Annotated in this window: 12 protein-coding genes; 5 read left to right on the forward strand and 7 right to left on the reverse strand. The window is 66.4% G+C overall.

Features of this window, described 5'->3' with window-relative positions:
* Complete coding sequence (locus ACVKN3_RS09800) at positions 1-1,656, reverse strand: ShlB/FhaC/HecB family hemolysin secretion/activation protein (protein WP_354515025.1); 1,656 nt, start codon at positions 1,654-1,656, stop codon at positions 1-3.
* 355 nt (positions 1,657-2,011) lie between these two features.
* On the opposite strand from ACVKN3_RS09800, the gene ACVKN3_RS09805 reads away from it, so the two are divergent.
* The 3 genes from ACVKN3_RS09805 to mutS all read left to right on the forward strand — a co-directional run bounded on the left by ACVKN3_RS09805 (position 2,012) and on the right by mutS (position 6,377).
* Entirely contained in the window at positions 2,012-2,587 is a 576-nt protein-coding gene (locus tag ACVKN3_RS09805; RefSeq protein WP_354515027.1) for a DUF1349 domain-containing protein, read from the forward strand.
* 254 nt (positions 2,588-2,841) lie between these two features.
* A complete protein-coding gene (locus ACVKN3_RS09810; RefSeq protein WP_354515029.1) occupies positions 2,842-3,630 on the forward strand; it encodes a hypothetical protein in 789 nt (262 codons plus the stop codon).
* 164 nt (positions 3,631-3,794) lie between these two features.
* Entirely contained in the window at positions 3,795-6,377 is a 2,583-nt protein-coding gene (gene mutS / locus ACVKN3_RS09815; RefSeq protein WP_354515031.1) for a DNA mismatch repair protein MutS, read from the forward strand.
* A gap of 187 nt (positions 6,378-6,564) precedes the next feature.
* Here mutS and ACVKN3_RS09820 read toward each other — a convergent pair whose 3' ends face one another.
* The 4 genes from ACVKN3_RS09820 to htpX form a co-directional block, all read right to left on the reverse strand.
* Positions 6,565-6,963, reverse strand: a complete 399-nt coding sequence (locus ACVKN3_RS09820) for an RNA-binding S4 domain-containing protein (protein WP_354515033.1) — start codon at positions 6,961-6,963, stop codon at positions 6,565-6,567.
* Positions 6,964-7,002: 39 nt separating this feature from the next.
* Positions 7,003-7,908, reverse strand: a complete 906-nt coding sequence (locus tag ACVKN3_RS09825) for an AEC family transporter (RefSeq protein WP_354515035.1) — start codon at positions 7,906-7,908, stop codon at positions 7,003-7,005.
* A 214-nt stretch (positions 7,909-8,122) separates the two neighbouring features.
* Positions 8,123-9,988 carry a molecular chaperone HtpG gene (gene htpG, locus ACVKN3_RS09830; protein ID WP_456991659.1) on the reverse strand — a complete coding sequence of 622 codons (1,866 nt, stop codon included), beginning with the start codon at positions 9,986-9,988 and terminating at the stop codon, positions 8,123-8,125.
* 68 nt (positions 9,989-10,056) lie between these two features.
* A complete protein-coding gene (gene htpX / locus ACVKN3_RS09835; RefSeq protein ID WP_036140522.1) occupies positions 10,057-10,947 on the reverse strand; it encodes a protease HtpX in 891 nt (296 codons plus the stop codon).
* A 189-nt stretch (positions 10,948-11,136) separates the two neighbouring features.
* On the opposite strand from htpX, the gene gluQRS reads away from it, so the two are divergent.
* Positions 11,137-12,027 (forward strand): tRNA glutamyl-Q(34) synthetase GluQRS, encoded by an 891-nt coding sequence (gluQRS, locus tag ACVKN3_RS09840; RefSeq protein WP_354515037.1) that lies wholly within the window; start codon positions 11,137-11,139, stop codon positions 12,025-12,027.
* A gap of 57 nt (positions 12,028-12,084) precedes the next feature.
* Positions 12,085-12,825, forward strand: coding sequence for an acetoacetyl-CoA reductase (phbB, locus tag ACVKN3_RS09845; protein WP_036144051.1), 741 nt, complete (start codon positions 12,085-12,087; stop codon positions 12,823-12,825).
* 4 nt (positions 12,826-12,829) lie between these two features.
* Here the strand turns inward: phbB and ACVKN3_RS09850 are convergent, their stop codons facing one another.
* Entirely contained in the window at positions 12,830-13,936 is a 1,107-nt protein-coding gene (locus ACVKN3_RS09850) for a catalase family protein (protein WP_185754302.1), read from the reverse strand.
* Positions 13,937-14,031: 95 nt separating this feature from the next.
* Positions 14,032-15,693: a ShlB/FhaC/HecB family hemolysin secretion/activation protein gene (locus ACVKN3_RS09855; RefSeq protein ID WP_354515039.1), complete on the reverse strand. Its 1,662-nt coding sequence runs from the start codon at positions 15,691-15,693 to the stop codon at positions 14,032-14,034.
* Positions 15,694-15,767: the final 74 nt, after the last annotated feature.

Genomic DNA, 15,767 nt, shown 5'->3' on the forward strand with positions numbered 1-15,767 from the left:
TCAGAACTGGTAGATCAGCTGGAAGCCGGTCGCCGGCTGCTCGGTATCGAAACCACGTGGCGCATGGAGGCGCCGTCCCGCGAAGAGGTCCCAACTCAGGCCGAGGTAACTGCCGCGCATGCCGATCACGGCGCCTGCCAACTGCTTGTGGCTGGCCTGCGAGCCGGGTCCGGAGATCCGGCCGATGTCCGCACCGATATACGGAGCGAGGTTCCCCATGGGGAAGGTCAGCGTGTTACGCAGGTAGCCGCCGCGCTCGCCGGCGAGCGTCTGCTCGCCATCGAAACCACGTACCGAGTAACGGCCGCCGATGGTCAGCAGTTCCGCGGCCGGCAGGTGATCCGTCGAGTTCTGCAGGCGCAGGCTGCTGTCCCAGATCGCCGCCTGCATGCCGAACTGCAACGGCTGGCTTAGCGAGATGTCCAGCGTGGTCAGCCCGTAGCGGTTGGTCGGGAAGCCGATCGCGGGATCGTAGGCGTTCCACTGGCTGCCGAACCACGGCGTGCCGCGCTGGTAGCCCAGGCGCGCGTCGAGCTGCGCGTGGCCCAGGTAATGGCGATGCACCAGGGCCAGCTCGGCGCTCGCCACGCGCTGCCGCTGGATCCCCACTTCCACGCCCTGGATATAACTGTGTGCGCTACGCGTCGCCACGCGTGCCTCGACCGAGGTCTTGCTCGAGGTGCCGCGTGTGAGCAGGCGCTGGATGGTCACGTCGCCGGACGTGGACGTGCCGGTGGATCGGAACCGCCTCTGGAAGCCTTCGATCCATTGCCGGTAGCGATACGTGGACACCGAGCCGCTGAATGTCCACCAGCCCAGCGGCACGCTGTAGGTCGCGTTCTCGCTGAAGGTGCTCCCGCCGTCCGCGTGCGTGGCCAGTGCGTGGCCCGCGCCGATCGAGAACAGATCGTTCCAGCCCAGCGGGTTGTCCAGGGACATATTGAGGTTGCCCTGGTACCGTCCGGTGCCTTTCAACCCGGCGTCGCCAGCGTCGAGGACGACATGCCATCGCCGCGTGGTATGCACGGTAAGCACCACGTCGGACTCGCCGACCTCCCCGCCCGGCGCGATATCCATGGTCACGTCCTGCGACGGCACACGCTTGAGTTGCTCGAGCCCCTGCTCGATGGCATGTAGGTTGAGCAGGTCGCCCTCGCGCAGGGGAAATGCGGTGCGCCAGTCCAGCGTCGGCGAGCCTTCGGCGAAACGGATGCGCCGGATCGTGCCCGGCACCAGCAGCATGCGCAGACTACCCTGCGCGATGTCCTGCGCCGGCACGCCGACACGCGTGGTGACGAAACCCCGGGCGATCAGCTCATTGGAAAGACGTCGCTGCAACGCCTCGAGCCCGGCCCGCCCCACGCACTGGCCGACGAACCGGTCCAGGTAACGCTGTGCCCAGCCGAACTCGTTGGCCCGATCGCCTTCCAGACGGAGCGCCCGCAAGGTAAAGCACGGCGTTTCCTTCGGCAACGGCGCATCGAGCCGCTCGACGGCCCTCGGCGGCAATGGCAGGAACGGTTCTTCCTGACGTTCGGTCTCTTTCTGGTCCAACCGCTGCGCACGACGCAGTTGTTCCTGCTTGTCGAGGGTGGTCTGCCCAAGCGCCACCCCCGCTATCAGGACGGCGCTACTGACCAGCAGCGTCCGACCCATGGCACGCCACCGGCGCGCCCCCTGAAAACCCATGCTGTCCACTCCACACGTCCGAATGTGCGGGAAGCCCGCGCGAGCGCGGCTTCTCCATGACGGGACCGCCCCCTGTATAGGCGATCCGCGATGTTGTCGGCCGTCCTGCCGAAAGCTTTAGGGCTGTTACAAAAAAATAGTTCCGATGCGATGGATCAGGCGTCGATTGCCAAACTCGGCCTGGGTCATACGGCCACGGGTCGGAAACAATAACGTTTCTCATTTGTAAATCAACAGCGATCCCTTACGAGACGTCTCCTGAAATCCCACACGCCCTCGATTGAGCTAGCCTCTTTCGACCATCGAAGACCGGAGACAAAACATGCTGGAACAAGGAACCTGGCTCAACGAACCGCCGCACTGGAACATCGCCGACGGCATCCTGCACGTCACCACAGGTCCGGAGGGCGATTTCTGGCGCCATACCTACTACGGTTTCGTGCACGACTCCGGTCATGTACTCGCCGTCCCGGTATCCGCCCACTTCACCGCACAGGTCTTCGTCGAAGCGGACTTCCAGCATCTCTACGAACAGGCCGGCCTTATGCTCCGGGCGAGCCCCGAGATATGGTGCAAGGCCGGCGTGGAGTTCAGCGACGGCGAACGGATGATCGGCAGTGTGCTGACCCAAGGGCAATCCGACTGGGCGACCTGTCGCATGCCCGAAACATCCGGCGGTTTCTGGGTACGGATGACGCTGAAGGACGGCGTGCTACGTGTGCAATATTCGACCGATGGCCATCGCTGGCCACTGCTTCGGCTATGTCCCTTTCCCGCGGAGGATGGACTTTCGATCGGGCCGATGTGTTGCTCGCCGCAGGGCGAAGGCCTGCGGGTGACGTTTCGTCATTTTTCGGTCGGGGTTGCGCAGAGCAAAGACCTGCACGACCTGAGTTAATAGACGCGGGTGCCGACCTTCGCAAGAGGCTGGTGACCCACCTTAGCGCGCTGATCGCGGCGCCGGGACTTTCAAGGGCGATAGTCTGTGACACCGTCTCGCCATGTCACTCACGGACCTATTTGCCCGCAATCTTCCACGTTTAAAAAGAGAATATTCACTACTTTTGCCCTGTAATGCTTTGCTGGCGAGCGAACCTCCGTCTATCGGCCGGCGTCGGCCCATGTCCGGCCTCGGCCGCGGGGAAGCATACGATGACGTTTCGTCTCAGAACTGTTTTGTTGGTCGCACTACTGCCGCATGTTTCGCTCGCCTTCGCCGAGCCTCAGGGCACCATGCCCACCTCTGAACTGTCACGGCAGTGCCCGGCGTCGCATCTGGAACGTCTGTCGCCAGCCGACCTTCGCGATGCTCTGGACGCCTACAAGATGACGCTGGACAAGCCAACCCAAGCAACGATGGATGCCGCAGAAGCAAAACACTGCGCTGGTGTATCGGCAGGGGCTACCTGCGCTAACGCTGGCGATCTGGAAATCTCGGCTCAGACCGGGCATCTATCCGACATCTCGGCAAGGCTTTGCGCACAATTCACCCAATGCACTGCCCCATCGCAGTGCGCTGAGCGATCAGGCCAGGAGCTTCTCGACACGGTGCGCCGCGGAGGCGCCTCCCGGGTCGCACAGTCGATGTCCGAAACCGAGTGGTCAGTTGCTTTCAATCAGGCTGAATCAGGGAAAGCCGACTGGCTTGAAGCCGTGGCAGCACTTCGCCCAGTCACCGATGCCGGGCGCACGGAATCGATAGATTCCGCGATCAGCCATGCACTGCTGCCGAATCCCACAGGCGTCCTGAGACTTCTCGCTAATCATCCGGACCTGCCGGGCACGGCGTGGTACTGCGCAGATCGGGACATCGAGCCGCTATCGGCCGCTGCCGCGCAGTGGGTTGCTCTGACCCGATCGGCGGTGAGCCGCGTCGATGATCCTGCGCTTCGATCGCGTCGAGACGAATGCCTTGTATCGCTAGGTTCCACCAACGACTAGGCCAGAACTCGAGGTCGCCAGATCCTGGTGTTGTCTGGGTTCGAGAGGCATGAGCGCGCCCGAGCCAGGGAAAAGCGCCGGGCTTCGCCCGCCGCCGGGGCGGTATCATGGTCGACCGGCGCGCCACGGGCGGCGTGCCACAAGGCATCATGTCCAGGTAAATCATGGCTTTAGCACACGACGACCATTTGGCGGGCCACACGCCCTTCATGCGCCAGTACCTGGCGGCCAAGGCCGAACACCCGGATATCCTGCTGTTCTTCCGGATGGGCGACTTCTACGAGCTGTTCTACGACGACGCCCGCAAGGCGGCGCGACTGCTCGACATCACCCTGACCCAGCGCGGCCAGTCGGCCGGCGCGCCCATTCCCATGGCCGGCGTGCCCTATCACGCCGTCGAGAACTACCTGGCCCGTCTGGTGAAGCTGGGCGAGTCGGTGGCGCTGTGCGAGCAGATCGGCGATCCGGCCCTGTCGAAGGGCCCGGTGAAGCGCGAGGTGGTGCGCATCGTCACACCGGGCACGGTGACCGATGCCGCGCTGATGGAAGAGCGTCGCGACAACCTGCTGCTGTCCATCGCCGCCGGCCAGACCGGTTACGGACTGGCCTGGGTGGACCTGTCCACGGGCCGCTTTCTGCTGACCGAGGTGACGGGCGCCGAGGGCCTCGCCGCCGAGCTGGCCCGCCTGCAACCCGCCGAGACCCTGGTCGGCGAAGACGTGGCCTGGCCCAAGCTGGTCGCCTCCCTGCCCGGCCTGCGCAAGCGACAGCCGTGGCACTTCGACGGCGATGCCGCCACGCGAGAACTCTGCCGCTTCTTCCGTACGCGCGACCTGCGCGGCTTCGGTGTGGACGGCATGCCGATGGCGGTCGCCGCGGCCGGCTGCCTGCTGGGCTACGTAGAGGAAACCCAGAAGGCCGCCCTGCCCCATCTCACCGGCATGGCCGTGGAAAACGCCGGCGAGACAATCGCCATGGACGCGGCGACACGACGCAACCTGGAGATCGACACGCACCAGAGCGGCCGCGTGGAAAACACCCTGCTCGGTGTGCTCGACGAGACGGTGACGCCCATGGGTGCGCGCCTGCTGCGCCGCTGGCTCAATCGCCCGCTGCGCGATCGCGGCGTGCTGCGTGGCCGCCACCAGGCCATCGGCAGCCTGATCGATACGCGCCGGCACGCCACGCTGCGCGAACGCCTGCGCGGCATCGGCGACCTGGAACGCATCCTCGCGCGCGTTGCGCTCCGTTCCGCGCGGCCGCGTGATCTCTCGACGCTGCGCGACGGCCTGGCCGCCGCACCGGCGCTGCGCGACGATATCGCTGGTCTGGACAGCCCGCTCCTGCACGACCTGGTGGAACGCATCGGCGACCATGCCGACACGGCCGATCTGCTGATGCGCGCGGTGATTGCGCAGCCGCCGGTGCTGCTGCGCGACGGCGGCGTGCTCGCCGAAGGCTACGACGAGGAGCTGGACGAACTGCGCCAGTTGTCGACCAACGCGGACCAGTTCCTGGTCGACATGGAGGAACGCGAGAAAGCCGCCAGCGGTATCCCGACGCTCAAGGTCGGCTACAACCGCGTGCATGGCTATTACATCGAGATTTCGCGCGCGCACTCCGAGAAGGCACCGACGCACTACACCCGGCGGCAGACCACGAAGAATGCCGAGCGCTACATCACCGAGGAACTGAAGCAGTTCGAGGACAAGGTGCTGTCGGCGAAGGAACGCTCGCTGATGCGCGAGCGCGCGCTGTACGAACTGTTGCTGGACAAGCTGACCGAACGCCTGGGCGAGCTGAAGATCGCCGCCGCGGCGATGGCCGAACTGGACGTGCTGGCCGACCTGGCCGACCGAGCGGAAGCCCTCGACTGGGCCGCACCCGTACTCACCGATGTGCCCGGCATCCACATCGAACGCGGCCGCCATCCCGTGGTGGAGAAGGTGCGTGACGAACCGTTCGAGCCGAACGACCTGGCGCTGGACGCCGCGCGGCGCATGCTCGTCATCACCGGCCCCAACATGGGCGGTAAGTCCACCTATATGCGGCAGAACGCCCTGATCGTGCTGCTCGCCCATGTCGGCAGCTACGTGCCGGCCTCCGCCGCCACCATCGGGCCGATCGATCGCATCTTCACCCGCATCGGCGCCGGCGACGACCTGTCGCGAGGGCAGTCCACCTTCATGGTGGAGATGAGCGAGACCGCAAACATCCTGCACAACGCGACCCAGTGCAGCCTCGTTCTCATGGACGAGGTGGGCCGTGGCACCAGCACGTACGACGGACTGTCGCTGGCCCGCGCCGCGGCCGTCCATCTCGCGGCGACGAGCTGTGCGTACACCTTGTTCGCCACGCATTATTTCGAGCTGACCGAACTGGCCGGCGATTACCCCACCATCGCCAACGTCCACCTGGACGCCGTCGAATACGGCGAGCAGCTGGTCTTCATGCACACAGTGAAGGATGGCCCAGCCAATCGCAGCTTCGGCTTGCAGGTCGCGGCGCTGGCCGGCTTGCCCAAGGCGGTGATCGCCGATGCCCGGCGTTATCTGGCTGCCTTGGAACAGGGGCACGAAGTAACGGCCGCCGTGGCGACACCGCCGGCCGCCGCGCCGCAGATGGGGTTGTTCGCCCCGCCGTTGCCCTCGCCGGTGGAGGAAGCGCTGCGCGCGATGGATCCCGACGACCTGACGCCGCGTGCGGCCCTGGACCAGCTCTACAAGCTGCGAAAAATGCTGCGCTGAACCATTGAGTCACCCTATCGGGTCGATTTAAATAATCGAATTCCCCTCGGGAACTGCGCTGCCTATAGTGGCGTTGTCGATTTCACGGGGTCTTACGACTCTCCATCTTCCGACTCCGTGACGCCCCCGCCCCATCCCCGAGTCAGCAGCCCGGGACATGGGATGCGGGGGCGGTTTTTTTCGGACCTCAGAGGGTTTTCTTCAGGTCCTGGATCAGTCGCCGCGAACGCTTGTCCGGCCGCGAATCCGGACGCAACAGCGCACCGCCCGTCAGCCGTTTGTCCTCACGCAACCGCTCGCGCTCGGCGATGCTCTCTTCGGTCTCGGTGTAGAGCTTGCGCGCCTCCGGCGCCGGGCCGCGCTTGGCGGACAACGCCACCACGAGACAGACCAGGCGCTCGTCGCCGCGGGTTATCCGCAGCGTGTCGCCGGCCACCACGGGCCTGGCCGGCTTGCACGGAGCGTCGTTGAGCACCACCTTGCCGCCCTCGATGGCCTGCTTGGCCAGGCTGCGGGTCTTGAAGAAGCGGGCTGCCCACAGCCATACGTCAGCGCGAACCCCGGAACTACTGGTCTGATCGGTCATGGGCTGAGTGTGCGGACGCGCCGGGGCAAAACCAAGCGCTCACGCGGCTGGCAGCAGCAGGTTGCCGAGCGGCAACGTCATCAGCGAGAGCACGATCCCCGCGCCCAACACCGTGTTCGCCAGCCGCGGCTCCAGGCCGTGCTGGTCGGCGAGGATGGCCGCCGAGATCATCGGCGCCATCGCCGACTGCAGCACTCCGACGGTGAGGATCAGCCCGCCCACGCCGGTGGCGAGGCCCAACGCCAGCACGGCCAACGGCGCCAATAGCAGTTTCCAGCCCAGTCCGGCCAGCAGGGGAAGGGTTTCTTCCCTGCGCATCTGCAGACGGAACTGCAGACCCACGGAGAACAGCGCCAGCGGCGTCAGGGTCTGGCCGATCTGTAGCAGCACCTTCTCGCAGGCGGAAGGCCAGCCCCCGGCCATGCCCACCAGCACGCCCACCAGCAGCGCCAGGAATGCCGGGAAGGTCAGCACGCGCCGCACGATGGCCGTGGCGCGGGTGCCCTTGCCCGAATACAGCGACGCCACGACGATGCCGCCCGCCGCCAGCAGCGGAAAGCACCCGAGCTGGTCGGCGATCACCGCGATGGACAAGCCCGGCTTGCCATGCAGCGCCTCCATCAGCGGGTAGCCCATGAACGAGGTATTGCCGAAGCCACCCACGAGGGTCAGGCAACCGATCCGTTGCGGCGTCCAGTGCAGGAGTTTGCCCAACAGCGCGAACAGACCCCAGGCGCCGAAGAAGGTGATGTACATACCCGCGACCGGGAACCACAGGTGGGCATCGACGGTGACCTGCGGGACGAGCGCCAGCACCAGCGCCGGTAGCGCCACGTTGAGCACCCACCAGTTGATGCCCGGGACGATGCCCTCGGGCAGGCTGGCGAAACGCCGGCAGAGGATGCCGAGCGCGAGGCAGACGAAGAGAATGAGCAAGGCGGACATGGGGTTGGACGATAACATCGTCGCCTGTTGCGCCGCGCGGCATGTAGGAGCGCACGATGTGCGCGACATGGTTTCGCGGTACCCATCGAGCTGGCGCGCCAGGTCATGGGTTCGGCCTCAAAACATGTCGCGCACATCGTGCGCTCCTACGACGGGCGGGTGTTGCGGGGCAGACGGACGGTGTCGCACCGGGTGCGGTGCGACACCGTGAGCTTTACGCCAGCAGCACGCGGTTCATCCGCTGCACGAAGGCGGCGGGGTCGGACAGCTGCGCGCCGGCGGTGATCTCGGCCTGCTCCAGCAGCAGCCCGGCGAGGTCGCCGGCCTTGCCGTCGTCGGTTTCGGCGGCCAGGCGCTTCACCAGCGGATGCTCGGGGTTGAGTTCGAGCACGGCCTTGGACTCCGGCACGTCCTGGCCGGCTTCGCGCAGCAGGCGGGCCAGGTGCGGGGCGAGGTCGAAATCGGCCAGCGCCAGGCACGACGGCGAGTCGGTGAGGCGCGCCGAGATGCGGACGTCGCCGACGCGATCGCCGAGCAGAGCCTTGGCGCGCTCGATCAGCGGGGCGGCGGCTTCGGTGGCGGCTTCCTGCTTCGCCTTGTCGGCCTCGTCCAGCGGGAACTCGCCCTTGGCCACGTTGCGCAGGCGCTTGCCTTCGTACTCGGTCAGGTAGCCCAGCATCCACTCGTCGACGCGGTCGAACATCAACAGCACTTCGATGTCCTTGGCCCTCAACGCTTCCAACTGGGGGCTGCCGGCGGCGGCCGCGTAGCTGTCGGCGGTGACGTACCAGATCGTGTCCTGGCCGACCGACATGCGGTTGATGTAGTCGTCGAACGACACCGTCTTGGCCGCGCCCTCACCCTTGGTCGAGGCGAAGCGCAGCAGCTTGGCGATGCGGTCGCGGTTGGCGGTGTCTTCGACGATGCCTTCCTTGAGCGTGTTGCCGAAGCCGGCCAGGAACGTGGCGAACTTCTCCGGCTCATCGCGCGCCACCTTTTCCAGCAGGTCCAGCACGCGCTTCGTGCAGGCGCCCTTGATGCGCTCGAGCTGGCGGTTCTGCTGCAGGATCTCGCGGCTGACGTTCAAAGGCAGGTCGTCCGCATCGACCACGCCACGCACGAAGCGCAGGTAGTTCGGCAGCAGTTCTTCCGCGGCATCCATGATGAAGACGCGCTTGATGTACAGCTTCAGGCCCTTGCGCTCTTCGCGGCCGCCCATCATCAGGTCGAACGGCGGTTGCTCGGGCACATACAGCAGCGTGGTGAAGCTCTGGCTGCCTTCGACGCGGTTGTGCGTCCAGGCCAGGGCGTCGTTGAAGTCGTGGCCCAGTGCCTTGTAGAAGCCCTGGTACTCCTCGTCGGTCAGCTCACTCTTCGGACGCGACCACAGCGCGGACGCCGAATTGATCGTGGTCCACTCGGTCGGGTCGGGCTTGCCGTCCTTCTCCACCGGCATGCGGATGGGGAAGGCCACGTGGTCGGAATATTTGGTGACGAGCGAGCGCAGCTGCCACGCCTTGAGGAATTCGTCTTCGTCGGCCTTCAGGTGCAGCACCACGGTGGTGCCGCGCTCGGCGACGCTGGTGTCCTCCAGCAGGTATTCGCCCTTGCCGTCGCTTTCCCAGCGCACGCCTTCCACATCCGGCGCGCCGGCGCGGCGGGTGATGACGGTGACCTTGTCGGCCACGACGAACGCGGAATAGAAGCCCACGCCGAACTGGCCGATCAGGCGGGCGTCGGCCTTCTGCTCGCCCGACATGGCCTCGAGGTAGCGGCGCGTGCCGGAGCTGGCGATGGTGCCGATGTTGGCGACCACCTCGTCACGGCTCATGCCGATGCCGTTGTCGCGGACGCTGATGGTGCGGGCATCCGGGTCCCAGGTGATCTGGATGCGCAGGTCCGCATCGTCGGCGGCCAGCTGGGGGTCCGCCAGCGCCTCGAAACGCAGCTTGTCGCATGCGTCGGAGGCGTTGGAGATCAGCTCGCGCAGGAAGATTTCCTTGTGCGAGTAGAGGGAGTGGGTGACCAGATGCAGGACCTGGGCGACCTCGGCTTCGAACTTACGGGTTTCCTGGCTCACGATGCCGTTCCTTCATGGGTGGACAGGCAGCGGATTATGGGGGCGCCCCCGTGAGGAAAAAAGGTGGGTCACCGCCCCTTCTGCAGGGCGGCGATGCGTTCCTCGATGGGCGGATGGCTCATGAACAGGCGCTTGAAGCCCGAGGCGAGGTGCCCGGAGATGCCGAAAGCCTGGATGGTCTGCGGCAACGAGGTGTCGCCGTGGTTGGCCGACAGGCGCTGCAGGGCCGAGATCATCGAGGTGCGGCCGGCCAGGCTGGCGCCCGCGGCGTCGGCCCGGAACTCGCGCCAGCGGGAGAACCACATGACGATCATGGAGGCGAACAGGCCGAACACGATCTGCAACACCATCACCACCACGAAATAGCCGATGCCGCCCTCGCCGTCACGCTCGCGGCCGCCGCTCATCCAGCTGTCGACCACGCGGCCCACCACGCGCGCCAGGACGATCACCAGGGTATTGAGCACGCCCTGGATCAGGGTCAGCGTGACCATGTCGCCGTTGGCCACATGCCCGATCTCATGGCCCAGCACGGCCGAGACCTGCTCGCGGTCCATCTGCTGGAGCAAGCCGCTGCTGACGGCGACCAGGGCGTTGTTGCGGCTCATGCCCGTGGCGAACGCATTCATTTCCGGGGCGTCGTAGATGGCCACCTCGGGCATGCCGATGCCGGCCTTCTCCGCATGGCCGCGCACGGTGTCGACCAGCCAGCGCTCGGTCTCGTTGGCCGGCTGGGTGATGACCTTGGCCCCGGTGGTCATCTTGGCCATCCACTTGGAGATGGCCAGCGAGACGAAGGCGCCGCCCATGCCGAAGATGGAGGCGAAGACGATCAGGCCGCCGATGCCCATGCCGCGCTGGGCGGCCCACTGGTCGATACCCAGCACGTGGGTGACGCAGGTGAGCAGCAGGATGACCGCGAGGTTGGTCGCGATGAAGAGGGCGATACGTTTGAACATGGTCTTCTCTCTCTGGGCGGCTGGCTGGAAGGCGCCGCGCACGGCAAGTTTTCGGGGCGGACGCTGAACGATTCAATGCCTGGGGCCCACGCCTCCGGCCCGGACTCGGCGCGGCGCGGCTCGCCGCCCGGCGCCATCGCCTACACTGGATCGATCGCGTCCCGTACGCCCTGAGAAACGACTCAACCCGTGGCACTACCGCCTCCTTCCCGCTATCGGGGACGCTTCGCCCCCTCCCCCACCGGCGCGCTGCACCTGGGCTCGCTGGTGACGGCGGTCGGCAGCTGGCTGGTCGCGCGGCACCACGGGGGCGACTGGCTGGTGCGCATGGAGGACATCGACCCGCCACGCGAGGTGCCCGGTGCGGCGGCGGACATCCTTTCGACGCTGCACGCGTTCGGCCTGGTCGCGGATGAGCCGCCGGTGTTCCAGTCCGATCGGGGCACCCTGTACGCCGCGGCCTTCGCACAGTTGCGGGACCAGGGCGACCTCTTCCCCTGTAGCTGCAGCCGCGCCGATCTGGCGCCCTACGGCGGCGTGCACCGCGATGGCCGCTGTGTGGCACCGCCCGACCCCTCGCGTCCCGCGGCGTGGCGGCTGCGCACGCCGGACATCGACATCGCCTGGACCGACGACCTGCAGGGCCCGCAAACGGAAAACCTCCGTGCGACGGCAGGCGACTTCGTCATCCGCCGGGTGGAGGGACTGTGGTCCTACCAGCTAGCCTGCGTGGTGGACGATGCCGGGCAAGGCATCACCCACGTCGTGCGCGGTGCCGACCTGCTCGAGTCCACCGCCCGCCAGCACTACCTCCAGCGCCGGCTCGGCCTGCCGTCGCCCGGTTACCTGCACCTGCCCCTGGTGTGCGACGCGGAGGGGCGCAAGCTGTCCAAATCGGCCGCGTCGTGGCCGGTGGACCCGGCCGATCCGCTGCCTGCCCTTCGCCTTGCGCTGGCGCAGCTGGGCGTGCCGTCCCACTCTGCGGCCACCCGCCCGGAGCGCTTCCTGCACGATGCCCTGGCGGTCTTCGACCCTGCGTCGCTTCGCCGCAGTAGTCTTACCCACACGCCGACGCTATAAAAGTCGGCTTACCGCGCAGCGGATCACCCACGGATACGGTCAGACATGAAGCAGGGCATCACGCAACGCACGGCGCTGGTCACCGGGGGCACCGGCGGCATCGGTACGGCGCTGGTGCGCTACCTGGCCCGGCAGGGACACCGGGTGGCCACCAACTACCGCGACGAGGCCCGCGCAACCGCCTGGCGCGAGGACATGATCCGCGACGGCATCGACGTGGTGATGGTGCCGGGGGACGTGGCCGACCCCAACGCGGCCGAAGCCATGGTCCGCGAGGTGGAAGCCCTGGCCGGCCCGGTGGAAATCCTCATCAACAACGCCGGCATTACCCGCGACACCACCTTCCACAAGATGGACTACCAGCAGTGGACCGAGGTGGTGAACACCAACCTCAATGCCTGCTTCAACGTCACCCGGCCCGTCATCGAGGGCATGCGCCTGCGTCAGTGGGGTCGCATCGTGCAGATCAGTTCGATCAACGGGCAGAAGGGCCAGTACGGTCAGGCCAACTACGCCGCCGCCAAGGCGGGGATGCACGGCTTCACGATTTCGCTGGCCCAGGAGAACGCGCGCTTCGGCATCACGGTCAACACCGTGTCACCCGGCTATGTGGGTACGGACATGGTGATGGCGGTGCCTGAAGACATCCGCGCGAAGATCGTCGCCCAGATTCCGGTCGGACGCCTGGGGCGGCCAGAGGAAATCGCCCATGCGGTGGCCTTCCTGACCTCGGAGGATTCCGGCTGGATCACCGGCTCCAATCTCGCCATCAACGGCGGTCACTACATGGGCTGGTAAGGCGTCAGAGCTTGAGGTCGTCCAGGGACCTCGGCTCGCTGATCGCAAGACCGTTATGGTGAGCGCGGAACTTCGCCATCACGCTGTAGGCCACGCGTCGCGCGCGCATCACCGAACCCAGCGGGCGGTGCGCCGCCACGCCGTGCCAGGGGCTGAAGGACAGCCCATCGTCGATCGCCTGCTTGCGCGCTTCATCCCATGCGGACTGCGGCTGCAACACGATGCGGGCCACGTCGATGTACGGGCTTTTCTCTTCCGACCAGGCCACCGATGCGTCCTCGATCGGCATGCTCTCGCTATCGGTGCAGAACTGCACGCGGACATCCCACTCGCCACCCTCGCGCGCGAAATGCTCGACCATCGCGTCACGCAGGCCGTCGGGCTTGCCGTTGACGTTCAGTTCGGCATCGGTGAGCGCGGTGAGGTTCGGCGAATGCGGGGCCACGGACACCTTGACCACGTAGTCGCCAAAACGGATCGGCGCCTGGCTGTAGTACGTATCGCCCAGCGGGTTGGTCTCGGGCTGGCCACCCAGGGCCAGCAGCGTGGAACTCTTGCCGCCGAACGCCTCGATCAGGCGCTCGGTGCCGCGAAACACGGCGGAAATGACTTTCTTCGCCCCTTCCGCCCGGTCGGTGGTGGCGGCCACCAGCTTGAGCGTGCCGGCGAACTTCTTCGCCGTGGGCGCGCCGAATGTCGGGCCGTTGACCATGACGAAGTCCTGCGTGGCATCGCCTTCGCTGCCGGGCAGACGGTCGCCTTCCACGCCGATGATCTTGATCGACATGCCGCGCGGCGTCGACACGCTGTCGTCGAGGATGTCGCCCGGCACGGTCGACAGGCGCATCACCACCGGATAGCGCCCGGGCTTCGAGAAAATGCCCTGCGCGAGTTCAGACGGCAGTCCGTCCGGCACCACCAGTTCACCGGTAAGCAGGCCGTGGCTCTTCGCATGCACGGAACGGTAAGCGTGTTTCTCGTGCTCCAGCGTCGTCTCGTTGATGCGGGTCAGCGTCTCGATAAGCTGTTCGGCGGTCTCCGCCTCATCGGGTGCGACTTGCTCGAGCGATTCGTCGAAAAGGATGGGCGGCGGCGTCAACGAGAGGGGCATGGGGCGGCTTCCGGGCAGGTGGCGTGGAAGGATCGTGCCGCCGTGCTTGTGAACACCGGGTCGGTGTGCCACCCGGTGTGTGAACGGAACCGCGGCTACATCAGCTTGTAGCTGAAGGTCAGGTTCCACCGCGTATCGCGATCGTTACTTTCCGGCGGCCGGTCGCCCGTGGGGCGGGCCAGCGCGAAATCCACCGAATAGTGCCGGTTGTCCGACACCCTCACCCCGACCGCCGCCGAGTCCAGCTTGTCGATCAGGGGACGCGCGCCGTTGAGGTAAACATGAGCACTCTGGTACACGACGTACGGCACCACGGATTTGACCCATCGGCTGCCGATGACGAAGCTGCGGTTTACTTCCGCCGAGGCGGCCCAGCCACTGTCACCCGCGGCGTCGCCGGGATCGTATGCATAGGCGTAGCTCGGTCCGCCGAAGTTGATCTGCTCGGTGGATGGCAAGGCGTTGTCGCTGTATTGCCCGGTCGCCCGGAATACCGTGCCGAAGCGGTGCTTCCACTGTTCGGCCCAGGTCATGCTGGTCGTGTAGCGTGTAAAGCTGACATCGGGCGTGGCAATGGCCAGCGGACCGGTGTTGCTGACCGCGCGGGAATACGCACCCATGCCCGCGAAGCCGTGGAACACCGCGGCGCTGAACTGCTGCGTGCGTTGCGTGCCTACCTGCAACCACGACAACTCGGCGTTCAGCACGCGAACGCTCGATTGCAATGCCACCATCGCGCCGTTGAGCGTATTGCGGTAGCGATCATCCTGCTTGGAGGCATAGATCCCCATCGTCAGGTTCAGGCGCTTGCTGTTGGTCAGCACCAGCGGATAGACGGCCGAAAGGGCGAGCCGGTCCTGGGTGAGCCGGTGGTCCAGGTACGCCGGCAGCTGGTTGTCGGTGTCGGGCGTACCCCAATAGCGGGTCGCGTCCACCTTGCCCTGCCAGCCTTGCGAGCCGAACGGCTGCATGTACCCGAGCACGTACAGGCGCTGGCCGCCGCCGTTCGGAAACAGCGTGGACAGGCTCACTTGCTCGCTCAGCGGCGTGGCACCGTTTTCCAGCAGCGTGAACACGCCCTGCGCACCGGGGTGGTTGAGGTCCATGCCGTAGCTGACGTCGTAGCGCTGCCGCTTCGCGCTCAGTTCCAGGCGGGTTGCACCGTCGGTCGTGGTGGGCGGTGGCACGTTCGCGCCGATGGTCAGCCCGGGCAACTGGCCGAGCAACTGGGTGTAACGCTCGAAGGTGTCCTGCCGCAGCGGCCGCTCGCCGACCACGTGCGCCGCGATGGCGCGGATGCGCGACTCCATGTTGCCGGCATCGCCGGTGACGCGCACCTCGGACACATAGCCTTCCACGATGGCCACACGTACCACGCCGCCGGAGAAGTTCTGGTTGGGCACGAACGCGAACGACAGCGCGTAGCCGGCTTGTTTGTACATCGCCGTGACGCGGTCGGCGGCGGCGATCAGGTCGCGAACCGTGGTGTCCTTGCCGCGCATCGGCGCGAACTCGGCGGCCACCTTGTCGAACGGGATGGATTTCACGCCCGTCACATCGAAACGGGTGGGCGTCAGGTGACGGGCGAGCAACGCCTCGACAGCCTGGCTGGGCGCTTCGACGTTCACCTTGACCGGCGCCTGCCTGGGCGCCTCGGTACGGGGAAGGGTTTGCAGCGGATTGGCAGGCGCACGCACCTGCCCCTGCGCGGAACACACAACGGCCATACCGATAAGGAAGCCGAACCATCGATTCATGGACACTCCCCTGGGCCCATCGGACCGGAAACGGAACAGGTGGACGGGCGACGCCGGAGCGCCGCCCGTCTTCG

The sequence above is a fragment of the Luteibacter sp. PvP120 genome, from assembly GCF_054055715.1.

Coding starts and splice junctions, on each gene's coding strand:
- ACVKN3_RS09855 (WP_354515039.1), bottom strand. CDS start 15,693: ATGAATCGATGGTTCGGCTTCCTTATCGGTATGGCCGTTGTGTGTTCC.
- ACVKN3_RS09805 (WP_354515027.1), top strand. CDS start 2,012: ATGCTGGAACAAGGAACCTGGCTCAACGAACCGCCGCACTGGAACATC.
- ACVKN3_RS09820 (WP_354515033.1), bottom strand. CDS start 6,963: ATGACCGATCAGACCAGTAGTTCCGGGGTTCGCGCTGACGTATGGCTG.
- ACVKN3_RS09825 (WP_354515035.1), bottom strand. CDS start 7,908: ATGTCCGCCTTGCTCATTCTCTTCGTCTGCCTCGCGCTCGGCATCCTC.
- mutS (WP_354515031.1), top strand. CDS start 3,795: ATGGCTTTAGCACACGACGACCATTTGGCGGGCCACACGCCCTTCATG.
- ACVKN3_RS09810 (WP_354515029.1), top strand. CDS start 2,842: ATGACGTTTCGTCTCAGAACTGTTTTGTTGGTCGCACTACTGCCGCAT.
- ACVKN3_RS09850 (WP_185754302.1), bottom strand. CDS start 13,936: ATGCCCCTCTCGTTGACGCCGCCGCCCATCCTTTTCGACGAATCGCTC.
- ACVKN3_RS09800 (WP_354515025.1), bottom strand. CDS start 1,656: ATGGGTCGGACGCTGCTGGTCAGTAGCGCCGTCCTGATAGCGGGGGTG.
- htpX (WP_036140522.1), bottom strand. CDS start 10,947: ATGTTCAAACGTATCGCCCTCTTCATCGCGACCAACCTCGCGGTCATC.